The sequence below is a fragment of the Brevibacillus borstelensis genome (assembly GCF_036700025.1).
GTDB lineage: Bacteria > Bacillota > Bacilli > Brevibacillales > Brevibacillaceae > Brevibacillus > Brevibacillus borstelensis.
The window spans coordinates 4,095,713-4,111,185 of the sequence record NZ_CP144922.1 but is presented as its reverse complement, the minus strand read 5'-3'; the positions used below and the strand labels follow the sequence as shown (position 1 = coordinate 4,111,185).

15 protein-coding genes are annotated in these 15,473 nt (G+C 48.0%); 8 read left to right on the top strand and 7 right to left on the bottom strand.

The features are described 5' to 3' along the window. Positions 1 to 136: 136 nt before the first annotated feature. Complete coding sequence (locus V5G20_RS19805) at positions 137 to 496, bottom strand: hypothetical protein (protein WP_003387732.1); 360 nt, start codon at positions 494 to 496, stop codon at positions 137 to 139. Between the two features lie 175 nt (positions 497 to 671). Beyond that, on the bottom strand, positions 672 to 950 hold the full coding sequence (locus V5G20_RS19800) for a hypothetical protein (protein ID WP_003387731.1): 279 nt from the start codon (positions 948 to 950) through the stop codon (positions 672 to 674). Positions 951 to 1,658: 708 nt separating this feature from the next. Between V5G20_RS19800 and V5G20_RS19795 the strand changes: the two genes are divergently transcribed. Both V5G20_RS19795 and V5G20_RS19790 read left to right on the top strand, forming a co-directional pair. Next, on the top strand, positions 1,659 to 2,279 hold the full coding sequence (locus V5G20_RS19795) for a PadR family transcriptional regulator (protein ID WP_122958133.1): 621 nt from the start codon (positions 1,659 to 1,661) through the stop codon (positions 2,277 to 2,279). A 103-nt stretch (positions 2,280 to 2,382) separates the two neighbouring features. Next, positions 2,383 to 3,045, top strand: coding sequence for an O-methyltransferase (locus V5G20_RS19790; RefSeq protein ID WP_003387729.1), 663 nt, complete (start codon positions 2,383 to 2,385; stop codon positions 3,043 to 3,045). A 657-nt stretch (positions 3,046 to 3,702) separates the two neighbouring features. Here V5G20_RS19790 and V5G20_RS19785 read toward each other — a convergent pair. The 3 genes from V5G20_RS19785 to V5G20_RS19775 form a co-directional block, all read right to left on the bottom strand. After that, a complete protein-coding gene (locus tag V5G20_RS19785; RefSeq protein WP_031932330.1) occupies positions 3,703 to 4,119 on the bottom strand; it encodes a DUF2243 domain-containing protein in 417 nt (138 codons plus the stop codon). Between the two features lie 91 nt (positions 4,120 to 4,210). Beyond that, positions 4,211 to 4,729, bottom strand: coding sequence for a DUF3231 family protein (locus tag V5G20_RS19780; protein WP_003387727.1), 519 nt, complete (start codon positions 4,727 to 4,729; stop codon positions 4,211 to 4,213). 259 nt (positions 4,730 to 4,988) lie between these two features. After that, a complete protein-coding gene (locus V5G20_RS19775) occupies positions 4,989 to 6,464 on the bottom strand; it encodes an IS110 family transposase (RefSeq protein WP_122959062.1) in 1,476 nt (491 codons plus the stop codon). 1,072 nt (positions 6,465 to 7,536) lie between these two features. Here V5G20_RS19775 and V5G20_RS19770 point away from each other — a divergent pair. Continuing rightward, positions 7,537 to 7,884 carry a YkgJ family cysteine cluster protein gene (locus V5G20_RS19770; RefSeq protein WP_031932331.1) on the top strand — a complete coding sequence of 116 codons (348 nt, stop codon included), beginning with the start codon at positions 7,537 to 7,539 and terminating at the stop codon, positions 7,882 to 7,884. A gap of 84 nt (positions 7,885 to 7,968) precedes the next feature. On the opposite strand, the gene V5G20_RS19765 is transcribed toward V5G20_RS19770, so the two are convergent. Next, a complete protein-coding gene (locus tag V5G20_RS19765) occupies positions 7,969 to 8,304 on the bottom strand; it encodes a hypothetical protein (RefSeq protein ID WP_003387725.1) in 336 nt (111 codons plus the stop codon). Between the two features lie 138 nt (positions 8,305 to 8,442). Here V5G20_RS19765 and V5G20_RS19760 point away from each other — a divergent pair, with 138 nt between their 5' ends. Continuing rightward, on the top strand, positions 8,443 to 9,411 hold the full coding sequence (locus tag V5G20_RS19760) for a hypothetical protein (protein WP_003387724.1): 969 nt from the start codon (positions 8,443 to 8,445) through the stop codon (positions 9,409 to 9,411). A gap of 77 nt (positions 9,412 to 9,488) precedes the next feature. Here V5G20_RS19760 and V5G20_RS19755 read toward each other — a convergent pair whose 3' ends face one another. Further along, the gene (locus tag V5G20_RS19755) at positions 9,489 to 10,601 is read right to left on the bottom strand and encodes a threonine aldolase family protein (protein ID WP_039069897.1); all 1,113 of its coding nucleotides are present in this window, start codon (positions 10,599 to 10,601) and stop codon (positions 9,489 to 9,491) included. Between the two features lie 282 nt (positions 10,602 to 10,883). Between V5G20_RS19755 and cysK the strand changes: the two genes are divergently transcribed. From cysK to V5G20_RS19735, 4 genes are all read left to right on the top strand, one after another. Further along, positions 10,884 to 11,798 (top strand): cysteine synthase A, encoded by a 915-nt coding sequence (cysK, locus tag V5G20_RS19750; protein ID WP_003387721.1) that lies wholly within the window; start codon positions 10,884 to 10,886, stop codon positions 11,796 to 11,798. Positions 11,799 to 12,037: 239 nt separating this feature from the next. Continuing rightward, complete coding sequence (locus V5G20_RS19745; protein WP_003387720.1) at positions 12,038 to 13,978, top strand: BglG family transcription antiterminator; 1,941 nt, start codon at positions 12,038 to 12,040, stop codon at positions 13,976 to 13,978. Beyond that, positions 13,968 to 15,107 (top strand): amidohydrolase/deacetylase family metallohydrolase, encoded by a 1,140-nt coding sequence (locus V5G20_RS19740; RefSeq protein WP_024983886.1) that lies wholly within the window; start codon positions 13,968 to 13,970, stop codon positions 15,105 to 15,107. The genes V5G20_RS19745 and V5G20_RS19740 overlap by 11 nt, the downstream gene beginning before the upstream one ends. Continuing rightward, positions 15,098 to 15,463, top strand: a complete 366-nt coding sequence (locus V5G20_RS19735; RefSeq protein WP_003387718.1) for a hypothetical protein — start codon at positions 15,098 to 15,100, stop codon at positions 15,461 to 15,463. The genes V5G20_RS19740 and V5G20_RS19735 overlap by 10 nt, the downstream gene beginning before the upstream one ends. Positions 15,464 to 15,473 lie beyond the last annotated feature (10 nt).

The window sequence follows — 15,473 nt, the reverse complement described above, 5'->3', positions numbered from 1 at the left end:
AGAGGTGCTCAGGTGGTCAACTTTTTTATGAGCGATGTACCACTAGGTGGTCAATTATTAGATTAGCATTCACACATAACAGAGCGGTATTAATAGATCGCCTTATGCTAAATAGACCGTTTTACATGATCCACTATTAAAAAATTCCACTCGGGAGTTTTCCGGTTCTCCGAATATTTAATACTTGTTGCAGTGTCAATCGTCTGCTTGTCATGATGATGGAGTTGGCTTCGAAATCGAATCCGATGATTCTTTCGACATCAGCTATACTTCTGCTGACGCGAATGATTCGAAAAGCACCTTTAAAATTATTTCTTGAGAATAAAACTAAAGTTGCACCTCTGCCATTTGAACGAAATCGTAAACTTTCCGGTTCATCAAAGATTCTTTCCACATTGCGGATTGCTACGTTGCCGCGGAAAACTCTGCTCCTTCCACGATAGTTTTCATCATCAAAAAGTGTTAGTCTTGGCAGACGAAGTTGGGTCTGAGGCATTGTTCCATTCCTCCCTAATTTTGAACTTCTGTAAACTATGCTCGGATGCAAGCAGGGGGGTGGACTGTTCTCACGCACGTCTTATAATTGGCTCTTGACCGACGGGCGAAAAACGACTCATGACAAGAGGCAAAAAGAAAAATCTGCTTATTCAGCAGATCCTGCATTCGCTTCGTTATTTTTGTTGGTTTTGTTGATAGATAAATGATCCTCTGGCTGCTCCGCGAGTTTGTATGGAAATTCTTGTCGGGAACCCTGGGGATGCAATACCAATTCTGGCTATGCTATATGGCTTTACGGAAAACTCTTTGATGCCATCCAAAATGAGAACAAAAGATCTCCGGCTGTTGTTGGAGATTGCGAATGTTCCGCCTACCCCTTTTGGAACAAAAAGTAAAAACTTTTTACCAGCACTCCGATAGCTAAACGACCCGGTAAAAGAAAATTTACTCATTTGACCCCACCACTCCTTCTGTTTTGTACAGATTATTCCGAGGAGCAGTTGATGCTTGGGGAGAAGTTGAGTGGAATTACCTATTTTTCTAGTAATGGGTATGACAAATAGGGGGATTGTCTCACTCATTTGTGAATGAGCAGCGGATCGACACAACGTATTTTTTTTGCAGCGAAGCACGTTTCTTTGAAACCAAAGATAGTAAATAGCTCATAAAACAGGCACTCCCGAATGAATAGGGAGTGCCTGTTGGCAATCAAATGTTATTTCCTGATGCGGTCACATAATTTGCTCTGGGCAGCACCAACTGCACCAACCGCGCCCGCAACACCGAAAACAACCGGTTATTTGAGTGGGATAATGCACCAAGCGAACATTTGCTTTCTTGATTGCCTTGCTTTTCGACTTTTTCTTTTTCAAGTGAACTTCCCTCCTTATAACGATCTAAAGTAGTGTACTACCAAAATCCCCCTTTTGATTGGACGAGAGTTTTCATGAATCGAAAATAGACGGAGGGATAAAGGCAGCGGGAATAAAAGGTTCATCTAGCGAATTTCTCGTTGACACAATACGATATATCGTATTAAACTCGACTTGTCACGCGATATATCGTATTGAAACAAATAAGGAGTGCCGATGTTGAAATTTTGTAATCAACGAAATCGATGGGGACATAATCATGAATGGAAAGGATTTGGAGGTTCACACATGGAAGGGGGGCGGTCGGAACCATACCTGAGACATCGTCATGGTGGATCCGGAGGTGGTTTTGGGGGGAGCGGTGAAGGTAAGCGGCGTTTTTTTGAACGAGGTGAGTTCAAATTCGCTTTACTCGAACTTCTATCAGAAGCTCCCATGCACGGATATCAGCTAATTAAGGCGATGGAAGAGAAAACCGGTGGTTTATACTCCCCGAGTCCGGGTTCCATTTACCCTAATTTGCAGCTGCTTGAAGAAATGGAGCTTGTCGTATCGAGCGAGGAAGATGGCAAAAAGCTGTATCATATTACGGATAAGGGCGGCGAGTATCTTCAGGAGAGAAGAACCCGGGCGGTACAGGAAAAGGATCGTTGGAATTGGCAAGGCAGCCACCGGGCAATTGAGAAGCGCGATGTAAAGAAGCTCATCGAAGATTGGCCAGATGTATTTACCCTGATGGTCAAAGCAGCCAGGATGGCACGGGAAACCCCTGACTCGAAACAGGCATCCCAGTTTAAGGAAATCATGATCAATCTTCACCATAGCCTATATGAGCTCGCGGCTTCGGATGAGGAGCCCAATAAAGTATCGGATGCTCCGCCTGATGACGATACCAAGGACAAAGGCTGACAGGGAGCTATCGGATGTCCTCGTCCTTCCTACATATCCATATTTTTCCAACAAGACTTGAGAAAACAAGAAGCTTGCCGAAACATATCCAAGGAGGAAAAAGATGAGTACACCTGAACAATGGAATGACATTGATCTTTATTTTAAAACGAAACTTCACACGTCCGATCCCGTACTGGATTCCATCCTAAAAGCAAATACGGAAGCGGGTCTGCCTGCTATAGATGTTGCTCCCAATCAAGGCAAATTGCTTTATTTGCTCGCAAAGCTCGCAGGGGCAAACAATATATTAGAACTGGGCACACTCGGAGGATACAGCAGTATATGGCTTGGACGTGCATTGCCGGAGGGAGGGCGTCTGGTCACACTTGAGCTTGATGAGCATCATGCCAAGGTTGCCGAAGAAAATATAAGAAAAGCAGGGTTGGAAAACAAAGTGGAAGTCATTGTCGGCCCAGCCCTTGATACCCTGCCAACTCTAAAAGAAAAAGGGTTCACCGCTTTCGATTTTATTTTTATCGACGCTGATAAACCAAACTACCCCCATTATTTGAAATGGGCGTTGAATTATTCAAGATCAGGAACCGTTATTATTGCAGACAACGTCGTTCGCAAGGGGCGTGTCATCGATCCCGAAGACGCAAGCGTCCAAGGTATCCGTCAATTCGTCGATTTGCTGTCCGAAGATACCCGAATAGATTCGACGGCAGTGCAAACAGTCGGCAGTAAAGGCTATGATGGCTTCATTCTTGGAATTGTGAAGTAAATGAAAGACGCAGCAATTTGGGGAAGACTGCTTGCTGTCACGGACACTGCCGAACGATATGAAAACGAAGTTCAGATTATTGGCGGTCGCCCCTTTGCAGAAATAAACGCAACTTTTTTTATGAATGGCAACAGATGCTAACTATTTTAATGCTAAAAGAATGAAGGAAATCAAAAGCGCCCCCAGAATGGCTGTAATGATAGCTGGGGGTATATATTTTTTGGGTTTATGAACAATGTATGCAATTGTATTGAGAAACATCAAGATGAAGATCGCCCCGATGAAAGCGATAAAGATTAACATAGAACCATCCTTTCGTAAGCCGATAATTCAAAAAAGTATTAAAGCTGGATCATCAACGCAGTCTTGCTTCCCAAGCCGATGATTCAAAAGGTTTAAAAAGGTGAATCATGAAATCAGTCCTGCTTCCGGAAAGAGAAGCAAGAGAAAAAGGTGAAAACGGGTAAATCACCCCAGCCCTTCGCAAGACCAGGCACGAGCCAATGACAAAAGCCAAAAGCCACAAAGGCCGCATGAAACGAAAACAAGATGGGCCCTCCTTGAATGGGGATGATCCTAAAATATATGACGAGCATTCGGGAAGGTTGTTGCGGGTGTGCAGACAATTAGTACGACTTGAATACAGCAACGAAAAAATTACGCTGCGCTTTTCCGGCGCAGCAATATCCAGCCTATAACCACTAGCAGCAAGGCGAACAGATCGTATGAAATGTCGTAAAGAGGCTGGCTGGGTCCCGGTTTGACATGGTGGACCTGCAAGATGTGGTGGTTGGTGATTCCTTCGATGAGATTAAATACGCCAGCCCCTACTAAGAAACAGCCCCAAAATTTGCTTGCCCCGACCTTGGGGTCTCCTTTCCACAGCAAAACACCGGAAATGAATATAAATAGCGTTACGATTAAATGAAAAAGGCCGTCGCTCATGATCTGGTGAAATCGATCCGTATGCATGTTCACACTATGCCACTGCAGTATTTGGTGAAAAACAATCCCATCGAGCATGCCGATCATGCCGACCCCAAACAAAAAGGCTCCTATACATGTTGTTTTCAAAAAACGGGCCTCCTCCCTCAATCGTCAATAACCATCTCACGTAGATAAAAGCTGATAAGCACTGCCCTTGCGGCAGCGCTTATCGACAAAACTAAGCATGTACGAGCTCGGGTGTCTGCAGATGAAGAGGCGGCGGCACTAACCAGCCTTTCTCTTTGCTGATCCGCAACAACCGTTGACCGAATTGAACCTTTGCCGAATGGAATTGCGAATACATCATGGCAATGTCTTCCCGAATGCATTGCCCGATGATCTGGCTGCACGCAACCAGTCCAGCGGCAAGATCATGTCCGACACCTGCAGCAATTTCAGGATCGTTAAAACGTGCACCCGCCGGAATACTTTCCAGTGATGCGACTGGACGCTCGGCTGGGGTAGGCGGAGGTGCAACTCCATTTGCTTTCAGCAGGTTTTCGACCTGCTGGATTTCTTGCTGCATCGCCCGTGTGAGATCTTCAAGAAAACCTTTTAGATCTTTGTCACCGGTGTGATTGATAAACGTTTGATACGTCACCAATAGGCCTTTTGAAGCCGAAAGATAACTCCATACTCCAAACACTTCACCATAGTGCATCGGTTCATCTTGTGGATTGCCACTCAGGATTCCCATTAATGCCCTCCCGGAATTCATTAAAGTTTTCAAGTCCATGTAGGGTCTCCTTGCTGGTTCTTTTAACCCGATGTTAGGGTGTGCCTAGGGACGAAGAGTTATGAAGGTAATTTTACACAATGTAGCGTAGTGCTTAACAGAAAAAAACCGTAAGGTCTTTTATAACAAATTGCTTCATTTTCCGATAAAAACGCGCTATTTTGGCAGAATTAAAGCATTGAGACAGTGAATGGAAATGAAGAATAGCACATAGGTTGCACTATTCTTCATCAATCTCAATGTCGACTGATTCATCTGAGATTCCGGCAAGCATTTTAGCTTCAGTTTCAAATGGCTCTATATCGATATCTAAAGACTTTTCCTTATACTGCTCATTCCATGGAACACCACAGGCTGCTGCGTGTCTTTTGGGATCGTAGGGGACACCTGTTTTCAGAACACTGTAGATAATCTTTGCAACTTTTCCAGACATATGTCCTATAGCTTTCATTTTTGGCATTTGACGTGCCAATAGGCGCTCGTAATATGCCGCAAACACATTAGGACCACCTCTTTGGGCAATAAGTATTAGAGCCATCTGAAACATGACCCTGCGTGTATCGCGAACACCACTGAACGTCTGGCGAGTGCCTTTTACAGAAGTCCCAGACTGCTTATTTTCGGCAGATACACCAAGGTATTTTTTAAATTCTTTATAGGTACTAAACCGATGAATGTCACCTATTACAGCAATGAGAGTACAAGCCCAATTATCACTCATGACAGGTAAAGAAAAGAGCAAATTGGTATATGGGTGTGGGGGAGTTCCTTTTTCAGCATTACCATGTAATAACTCATGGATGCTTGCGTCAATACTGCTTAAACTTTCTTCAATGCGCAAGGCTTCTTGGATAAGCCAACTTTGTCGATCGACAACATGGACCAATGGCAGAGCAACGGTGTTAGGTAAAACATGAGCTAATTCGCTGGCTGCCTTCTTTGCAATAGCTTTAGCACCGCATTTGGTTATTGCTTCTCGAAGTTCAATCTCGGAGAGACCCTTCATATCCAAAGCAGTTGGATACATTAACGCTAGGCGTAACACAGAAGGGCTTGAAAGCTTCTTAAATGCTCTTTTAAGGTCAGGGTGAGTGATTTGAAATAACTGTTGCACCTGGTTTTTCCTGCGTGTCAGGGTAGTGGTAAGTAACCAGCGATCACGCATGAGAGTACGGACGATAGACTGTGACATTGAGGCTGGACTCGCTAGTCGTACAGCTTTCATATCGGGGTGGAGCGATTTATGCCATCCCATATAGGCCATCGTTCTAGCATCAATAGCATCGGATTTCTCTTGAATACCAAGAGTCTCTTCCCGAAATTTTTTAACAGAGGCATTTTCAACCATATGAAGTGAGTAACCAGCTTTTAATAATACCTGTTGAAGAAGAAAGGAATAATGCCCACCTGTCGGCTCCATTAATACGAAAAAGTCGATTGGTTTTAATCCTAGATGCTCCTGTACATCTTGAAGGGCCTTCAAGAAATCAGAGATACCCAAACTATCGGCATCGAATTTCATTGTTTTGGCCCTTTTCCATTTTCCATCACGAAACTGTTCGGGAGTAATGCAGGTAGCCACATGAAAATCAGCTCCAATATCGACACCAACGTATATTGGATAAAAGAGTCTTACGAATTCTTTTTGCCCATCGGTTTGAGTGACACTAAAAGTCATTAACTGATCTTCCTTCATAAGTTATGTTCTCCTTTTATTAAGCAATATGTAATACACCTGACTATCCAAGTTACTGTGAGAGCTTCATTTGCCCAATGTAGCATGTCAGGATTATAGCGCCAGGTGATCTGTACCCAAATTGTCTCAAGAGGTCTAACGCAAGTTAGCCCCAAACGTTGAAGGGTTTCAATTGCTTTACTTTATATGGAGTACAATTTTCCGTTATATAGACTTTAAAAAACTTATACGTTACCTCTGAGAAAATTCCTGCTCTGGTTTAGTTAATTTTGGAAAACAAAAAAACCCGCCAAAGGACGGGTTAAACGCTGACATGGGTGCAGTGCCAATACACGTGGAGTGCCCCAGTGTTATATCAGAGGTCTGAAATCTATCAGCCCCAATCCTAATATGGTAGGTAAAACCATGAAAGGTCACTGCACAATATATATGATTCGCTAGTGAGCGAGTGTACTCCTGCAAGACCAATGTTCCCAAATAGTTAGTAGAGCTCTATCCATCAGGAGTGCCCACATTGTGTTCAGGAATACATTGGCAACGTAAAAGATTCGTTAGGAAATAGAGTTATTCCTGCAAAGGCCGATGTTCCCAAACATTACGCAGAGCTACAACCGAGGATGTGCCCACGTTTTGTTCAGAGATACATCGGTATCATTTAGTTTAATTCTGTGGAAAAGATATGAAAAGATTTTCTCGGTAGATTGCTTCGCAATCTACCTGCGACACCTCCCGTGTGGGCTACGCCCTCCAAAATACCCGCCTAAAAGGAGTGTCTGCACAATGAATTAAAGACTTACGCGTAAAAGCATGTAGTCCTTTGATCAAAGAACAAAACTAATCAAAACACTACAGTAATAGACAAGATGGCATAACAGGTTCGTTGTATATTTTGAGGGGACACAGTTCCGCCTATCGGGAGATTGTAAAAACCATTGACCTTCGGAATATTCTTGACAAAAAATATTTTTTATGTTATTGTAAAATATTTGACTTGTTTACAAAAAGATTAAAACCTTACATAATGTTCTTGGAGAAACATCTATCAAGAATATTTAGAAAGGTTGTACATTAGATGGATACTTTGCCTTGTCAAGGTTGCAAAGGTTTATGCTGCGGCCCTGTTCCCGTAACGGAGAGAGAATTGAAAAAAATTCAGAAGAAGGTTGCATCCATGCCGCGCAAGATACGCGAAGAGCTAGAAAATCAGCCGAGATTTTTCGGAACGTGCATTTTCTACGACCTGGATAAAGACCAATGTGGAATTCATGCTGTTCGGCCTGAAATTTGCCGTATGTTTGGCTTTCACAAAGACCTGGTCTGTTTCCGCAAGCCGGAGCTGGCTACAAAAGAAAAGGCAACGCTGAAGGAAGCTCCTGTAGGGTACCTGAGTATTGATATTACCTGGAAGAGCTTCCAATAAAACGCCAAAGAAAAGGGCATGCCCTCCGCATAAAATATCCGATTTACGACCAATACCTGTCTCCGAAAATCCGAGTACGCCCCTTTATTCAGGGGAATAGCTCTCGGAGGTGCCCAATAGCCCTTCGAGCTGGTCAACTGCCGATTTTAAATCAGGCCTTGACGCTCTGTTCGTCTCCGCCAATGTCTTAAGCTCACGATATCCTTCCGACAATCGAAAGAGGGGCTCGTTCGGGTTGTAGGTCCGCTGCGAAGCAGGTTCAGTCACGACGTGATTTGTCTGCATAAAAAACGATTGCGAGGAGACCGTCTCTACATTCCTGCTCACTTCCTGCAACAGCTCCTGCAGATGGGAAGGGATAATGTCGTTGTGCTTTTGAATATTTTTGATAATACTTGCTACATAATCTTTCTTTGTCATGGATCGGCAGCTCCCTTTCTCTTCGACTTTGCATTCATGCTTAATTTGTCCGGACGGCTTGCATTACATTCCTTTCGTTCGGAGCCAAACAGGAAGAGTATCGGGAGGAACAGCCAGCCCCGAAAAGGAGAACAGTACGTGAAAGAATCAGATTTATACGATCCAATCAAGCAATGGATGGAAGAGCGGGGATTTACGGTTTTTCCGGAGGTGGAATGCCGCCGGGCCGGTGGACGAGCCGATATCGTCGTGACCAGCGGCCCGCTCGTCGGCGTTGTGGAAATGAAGCAATCCCTTTCGCTGGATTTACTTGATCAGGCACTTCGCTGGCGCGGGTTTGCCAACTACATTTGGATCGCCATTCCATACCGGAAAAATGGCTACAGGCAGTTTGTAAACATGGTGCTGCGGGATTACGGGATCGGGGTCCTCTTTGTCAGCAAGCATGGAACTGTATGGACGGAGGGGAAGGCTCGGTTCATGCGTCGGACGGTCCCTCATTTGCAACAGTCCCTGACCGAACATCACCAGACTTCCGGGATAAAAGGCGGCCACAGCGGAGGCGGATACATCACTCCGTACCGGATCACCATCAACAAGGTCAAACACTTCTTGAAAAGGGCAGGAGACTGGTGCAGCATCAAGGAAATCCTGGACCATTGCGAAACGCATTATGCCAGTCCGCGTGCATCACTGGCGAAAGCGCTTCTGGAATATGAAGCGGGGTGGTGCGAGAGAAAGAAGGAGGCTGGAAAGCTGTATTTCCGTTTCCGGGACGTGGAGACAGCCCTTCCGGGAGGGACAAATCAAAAAGCAAACGGAGCTGTACCAAAAAAACATGCCGCAAAACATGCCGTAACGCTCTCTGAAAAGCAACTCAGCGTTTTGCTTGTTTTGACCAAAGATTGGCAGACCCCGACCAGGATTGCTAGGAAACTGCCGGGACTGCATCCCCATATCGTCGAAACGAAAGGCTCCCTTTACGTCAACCAACCGCTCAAGGCCTTGATTGCAAAAGGCTTGGCCGAGAAGCATCCGGAGCGCAAAGGACAGTATCGGCTAACCCCGACGGGTGAAGAGGTACGAGAGGATTTTGAGATGGAATAAGGAATACAATGTAAACAACTGCCCCCTCCAAAAAACACTGGATGGTTCAGAAGGGGGCAGCCCATCTATCACCGCGATCAATCTTTTCCTTCCCGAAAAACGATTTCTCTTATTTTCTCATCCAGCATGTGAAATGCTTTACGAAGCGCTGTTTTCGGGACTTGCGCGTACTGATCGCCGATTGACACTTCAAAAGAGCACAATCTCTCGTCGACTTTCTTTAGATGTGTAGTGAGCCCAACCCCTGTTTCCTCATAAATGGAAAGCAATACGGCCTCAAGCTGCTCTTTTGGCAAACGAACATGAACATGAAACATATTCGATACGGGAACGAGCGGCCTTGTTTCGACGGCGTGGCACTGATTGTAGAGCGAAGCGAGCTCTTTCGCTTCCTCGAAATACTGCTGGAAGCTATGCAATCGTTGATCGAAATAATAATCGGCACTGACGATATAAGGGTAAAGGCTGATTAAATCGCCGCCGTGGCGTCTCTTCCACACCTTTGCTTCCTTTGTAAAATCCTCTTCGCCTGCAAGAATGGCTCCTGCAATTCCCCCAATTCCTTTGTAAAAAGAAACATACACACTGTCAAAAAGCCGGCAAAGGTCAGCGGCCGATTTTTGGTAATAAGGCAGTATTTCAAAAAGGCGAGCGCCATCCAGATGCAGCTTGATTCCATTTGCGCGGCAATAGGCGGAAATGGCTTCAAGCTCTGTATATTCAGGCAATTCCCCGCCAATTTCACGCTGAGGCAGCTCAAGCAGCAAGCACGCGATATTCTCCTGCATCGTTAGAACATCTTCCAATCGAATCAATCTGTTCTCATCCGCAAGCAGGACTGGTTCGATCTGGTGCAACTTTTTCAACCCGTCTTCTTCATGAATTTCCAGATGGCATAAGGGATGATAGGCCACCTTATTCAGCCCTTTTTGCTCACACCAGATTCGCATGGCAATTTGCTGGGCCATGGTACCGCTCGGAAAAAATACGGCGGATTCTTTGCCTAAGTAGTCTGCCAGTTTCTTTTGAAAGTTTTCGATCACCGCGCCTGTACCATACGCATCGCTTTCTATATCCCCGTCCATTTCATTCAAGACAGTTTTCAGCACATGAAGATTTCTTTTTCCATGCCCAACCAGTGGATAAGCGGTCTGTTTATAGGCCGTCAGCAATTGGTTGTGCGGGTTCATATTTGCACCACTCCTTTTTACGGGAATCGCTTTATGGAAAAAATTATACATGAGGGATATCCAAAGGAATAACTTTTTGTCTGCTTGTTGCCAGATAGGGTTTCATTCCAGACGAGGAAAACGGGCTTTAACTCGAATGAAAGTGTGGGGCTGTCGTTCCCGCATCGACGATCATGCTGGGAACAGCGGAGAGGGTGAAAAGAATCTCGTGCAAATCGTTAAAGTGTAGTATTCTTAGTGTAATACTAAACATTAAAATCCGCTCCCACACAGGAGGTCTTCATGAACGTTTACCAACACATAACAGACTGTATCGGCAATACTCCAATGGTTCGCCTTAACCGGATCGTGCCCGGGGGTGCGGCAGATGTTTTTGTCAAATTGGAAATGTACAACCCTTCCCGCAGTGTGAAGGACCGGGCTGCCTACAACATGATCGCCACCGCCGAGGCAGAGGGGCTGATCAAGCCGGGAGACACGATCATTGAGCCGACGAGCGGCAACACGGGCATCGGACTGGCCATGAACGCGGCAGCGAAAGGGTACAAAGCGATCCTCGTCATGCCCGACAATATGTCCAAAGAGCGGATCAATCTGCTCAAGGCATACGGAGCAGAAGTCGTGCTCACGCCGAGCGAGCAGCGGATGCCGGGGGCGATCGCCAAAGCGTTGGAGCTGCAAAAAGAGATTCCCGGAAGCTTCATTCCCCATCAATTTGAAAACAAAGCGAACCCCGATATCCATCGTGTGACCACAGCCCGCGAGATTTACGAGCAGATGGAAGGACGGCTGGATGCCTTCATCGCCACAGCGGGAACAGGGGGCACGATCACGGGTACCGGGGAAGCGCTCAGAGAAAAGCTGCCACAGCTGTATATCGGGGTTGTGGAACCAAAAGGCTCGCCTGTCCTGTCCGGTGGAAAGCCGGGACCGCACAAGCTGGTGGGCACAAGCCCGGGCTTTGTGCCAAAAATCCTGAATACCGCGATCTACGACGAGATCATGCAGATCGCCGATGAAGACGCGCTGGAGAGCATGCGGGCGCTCGCCTCCAAAGAAGGCATCCTCGTGGGACCGTCTGCCGGAGCTGCCGTTTTTGCGGCGATCCGGGTGGCTGCTTGGCTCGGGGAGGGCAAACGTGTGGTTTGCATCGCACCGGATACGGGGGAACGCTATTTGAGCATGAATTTTTTCTAAAACGGAATCATCGCCGCTGGATGCTGTGTCGTTCAGCGGCTTTTCTGTGCTCACGGAGTTCGTTCGAGAAATCACTAGTCCAAGAGGAAAAGAGCCATTAGTCCAACATTTAGCTGACTATTGCAAAAATTGCACCAATCAATGGGGAAAGGAATCGTTCTTTACCGCAAGAAAACGGTTTCATATAATGAACTCGGGTTAGATCAATGTCGATCACAACGGGGGTGAAGAGAAAAAGAATGCTGCTGACATCGCGTTCCCAAGCACTTTTGAAGGTGATCCTGGACAGTTCCAACCCGCTGAAAATCCGCGAGGTTGCAAACGATTTTCAAGTGAGCGAGCGGACGATCAAATACGATCTGGAGAACATCAGGCAATGGCTGAAAGACCGCAACATTATTCTTCATTCCCAACCGAATAAAGGAATCTGGATCAGCGAAGCCGAGGAGGTCCTGCAAAAGCTGCGGCACAAGCTCAATGAGCACGGCAGCAAGGACGTCATCCTTCACCAAAAAGAGCGGGCCAAACATCTGGCGTTTATCCTGCTCCTGTCCGACGGCTACCAGCGTCTGAACGATTTGGCCGATCATGTGGGGGTGAGCCGCAATACCGTTATCGCCGATGTAAAAGAGACGGAGAAACTGCTCGACGGATTGCACCTGGAGCTGGTCTCCAAGCAGAGATACGGTATCCGGGTGGAAGGCAGCGAACGCCAGAAGCGCTATGCCCTCGAGTGTTTGACACATGATTTGCTGGATGGCAGCGTCATGTATCGTTTGGTCCAGGGGGTCCTGCCGGAGCATGGTCCCGGCACCGGAGCAGGGCCGCTTTTGGAAAGGTGGCTCATCAGTCCGCCGGAGCTGGATGAAATCATCAGGTTAACCAAGGGATTCGTGGCGAAGCTGGACAAAAGCCTGCCGGATCGGACGCTGATCAGTATCATGATCCGATTGTGTATGGTCGTCAACCGCGTCAAGAGAGGGCAAATCGTCTCGATGGACGAGGCAGATATGGCGGAAGCGGCTGGGTGGGGCAGTTATTCTCTGTACGCGCGGGCAGTGCGGGAGATGTGCGCGCGTTTGGGTATGGAAATGCCCGAGCATGAAATTGCCTATTCCTCTCTGCCGCTGCTCGAAGCGGAACAGGTGCACCTGAAGCGACGGACCAGCAGGCAGCCGTTGGACGTTTATGTGGCGACCCGGGAGCTGATCAAAAAGGTAGGGGAGATGGTACGAACGCCGCTGTGGGATGATCCGGAGCTCAGTGAACACCTTTTCGCCCATGTAAATGACCGCATGACCCGGTATATGCAAGGCGTCCTCTATCCCAATCCGTTGACCGAGGAGATTCGCCGTTCCTACGCGCGCATGTTTGATGCGGTAAAACGATCGTGTGAAGAAGTATTCTGGCCCTACGGGATTTATTTGATGGATGCGGACATCGCCTACCTCGTTCTGCATTTCCAGGCCGGCTACGACCGCTGGCAAGACAAGAAAAAAGCATGTGCGCTTGTCGTCTGCGGTACGGGGCGAGGGACGTCCCGGTTCCTGAAGACCCATCTGGAGAGCGAAGTGCGTTCCCTGAGGGTCGTCGGCCTTTGTTCCACCATGGAGGTAGAAAAGTATTTGGCTACTCGCAAAGTAGACGTGATCATCAGTGTGCTGCCAGTGAAAACGGAGGTGCCTGTGGTCATCGTGAATCCGCTGCCGACCCGTCAGGACATCAGCCGCATCCATGCCTGTCTGGAAGCGCTCGAGCTGGAGCCGGAAACAGACGGAGTGAGGAAAAGCTCAGCGAAGTCGCCACATACCTGGATGCCGATAGAGACAACGGAGATAAGTCCGCGGGATTTGCCATTGGTGGAGAGGCTTTCCCAGGATGTGATTGTAAAAGGATACGAGATCAGCTGCAAGCTGACGGAAGCCTTCCGCAGCCAACTGACGGAGCAGACGGCAAGCGGGCTTGTGCTCCATGTGCTGCTGATGGTAAACCGGCTGGCATTCGGTTCCTCCTATGACGAATGGGACGTACATGGCGGGGAAGAGAGCGCAGCGCATTCCGCTTGGCGCAGTCGCATCAACCAAATTATGCAGGAAGCGGGAATCATTGTTCCGCAAAGTGAAGTAACGGCCATCCTGCGTTATCTTGCGAAAAAGGAGGGGGGAGACGATGAGTGCTGATTTGCTGATTCGGAACGGGTGGGTGATCGATCCTTCCCAGAAGCTGAATGGATTATATGATATCGTCATTTCAGATGGACGCATCCTCGACGTCGAGAGGGCCGATGAGGGGCAGGCAAAAGAGCCTATTGGGGCGCGGGAAACGATAGATGCCGCCGGATGTTTTGTTACGCCGGGGCTGATCGACTTGCATGCTCATGTCATGCCTGAGAGCACGCAGCTGGGGGTTAGGGCTGATTCCGTTGGCATTGAGCAGGGAGTGACCACACTGGTCGACGCGGGCAGCGCCGGGGCATGGACATTCGACGCTTTCCTGAAGGAGGCGGTGGAGCCATCTGTCACACGTGTTTTGGCGTTTCTCAATATTTCAGGCGACGGCTTGTGCAAAGGCGGAGCCGAACTGTCCGACATGTCCAGACTGGCAGTGAAGGACGCGGTAACGCTCATTTCCGAGCAGCCGTCAATCCGCGGGATCAAGGCGAGGATGAGCGCGTCTGTGGTCAAAGCGAACGGCCTCGCTCCCTTGGTGGTGGCAAAGCAGGCTGCCCGAGAGGCCGGGGTGCCGCTGATGGTCCACATCGGCAATGCTCCGCCAGCCCTTTCCGATGTGCTCGGCCTGCTCGACAAGGGGGACGTGGTAACGCACGCGTTCCATGGAAAAAAAGGAGGCATCCTGGATGAACAGGGACAGCTTATCCCGGAAGCAGAGTCCGCTCTCGCCAGAGGAGTGCTGTTTGATGTCGGGCACGGCGAAGCCAGCTTCAGCTTTCGCACCATGCAGCAGGCAAAAGCGCTGGGAATCGCCCCTTACTCCATCAGCACGGACGTCCATGTGCGCAATCTGAACGGTCCTGTCCACAGCCTGACGCATACGATGAGCAAATTTCTCGCCCTGGGCTACACCTTGTATGACATAGTAGCGGCTTGCACTGCCGCCCCGGCCAAGGTTCTGGGGCTTGAGCGGGAGATCGGGACGCTAGCGCCTGGAGCCCATGCGGATGTCACAATCTTGAAAAAGGAACAGGTGCCCGCCGCTTTGACCGATTCGGAACAGGAAACGATTTTTGCCAAAGAAACCGTGTTTGCCCAACAGGTCATTTCATCAGGAAAGGTTTTGACATGCACATGATTGAGGAGATTGTGAGAGAAGTAGCAGGACCAGCAGATGAAAATATGTCGGAATATTCAGAATGCAAACGACTCATGCGAATGATTGAGTCGGAAATGCGGGAGAAAAAAATCGATATACCGCGTGATCGATGGCTGGCCATTTGCGCCCATCTGCTCGCTTTCGTCCGCCGGATGGCAAGCGGTGAAAAGCTGCCGCAGGTCGAAGCGGAATTGTTCGAGGAGATTCACCCAGAAATGTTGTCGCTGTCTAGCCGCGTCCTGTTTGGCGAGGAAACGTGCTCGCAGGAAGACGGAACGGAAGTGTTTCTGCTCGCTGTCCATTTTGAGGCGATACGAGCAAACCAGGGGAAATGAACACAAACCT

Bases quoted from the DNA above. Each gene is read 5' to 3' on its own strand.
- V5G20_RS19805 (WP_003387732.1), bottom strand. From the start codon at position 496: ATGCCTCAGACCCAACTTCGTCTGCCAAGACTAACACTTTTTGATGAT.
- V5G20_RS19800 (WP_003387731.1), bottom strand. From the start codon at position 950: ATGAGTAAATTTTCTTTTACCGGGTCGTTTAGCTATCGGAGTGCTGGT.
- V5G20_RS19795 (WP_122958133.1), top strand. From the start codon at position 1,659: ATGGAAGGGGGGCGGTCGGAACCATACCTGAGACATCGTCATGGTGGA.
- V5G20_RS19790 (WP_003387729.1), top strand. From the start codon at position 2,383: ATGAGTACACCTGAACAATGGAATGACATTGATCTTTATTTTAAAACG.
- V5G20_RS19780 (WP_003387727.1), bottom strand. From the start codon at position 4,729: ATGGGAATCCTGAGTGGCAATCCACAAGATGAACCGATGCACTATGGT.
- V5G20_RS19775 (WP_122959062.1), bottom strand. From the start codon at position 6,464: ATGAAGGAAGATCAGTTAATGACTTTTAGTGTCACTCAAACCGATGGG.
- V5G20_RS19770 (WP_031932331.1), top strand. From the start codon at position 7,537: ATGGATACTTTGCCTTGTCAAGGTTGCAAAGGTTTATGCTGCGGCCCT.
- V5G20_RS19765 (WP_003387725.1), bottom strand. From the start codon at position 8,304: ATGACAAAGAAAGATTATGTAGCAAGTATTATCAAAAATATTCAAAAG.
- V5G20_RS19755 (WP_039069897.1), bottom strand. From the start codon at position 10,601: ATGAACCCGCACAACCAATTGCTGACGGCCTATAAACAGACCGCTTAT.
- cysK (WP_003387721.1), top strand. From the start codon at position 10,884: ATGAACGTTTACCAACACATAACAGACTGTATCGGCAATACTCCAATG.
- V5G20_RS19745 (WP_003387720.1), top strand. From the start codon at position 12,038: ATGCTGCTGACATCGCGTTCCCAAGCACTTTTGAAGGTGATCCTGGAC.
- V5G20_RS19740 (WP_024983886.1), top strand. From the start codon at position 13,968: ATGAGTGCTGATTTGCTGATTCGGAACGGGTGGGTGATCGATCCTTCC.
- V5G20_RS19735 (WP_003387718.1), top strand. From the start codon at position 15,098: ATGCACATGATTGAGGAGATTGTGAGAGAAGTAGCAGGACCAGCAGAT.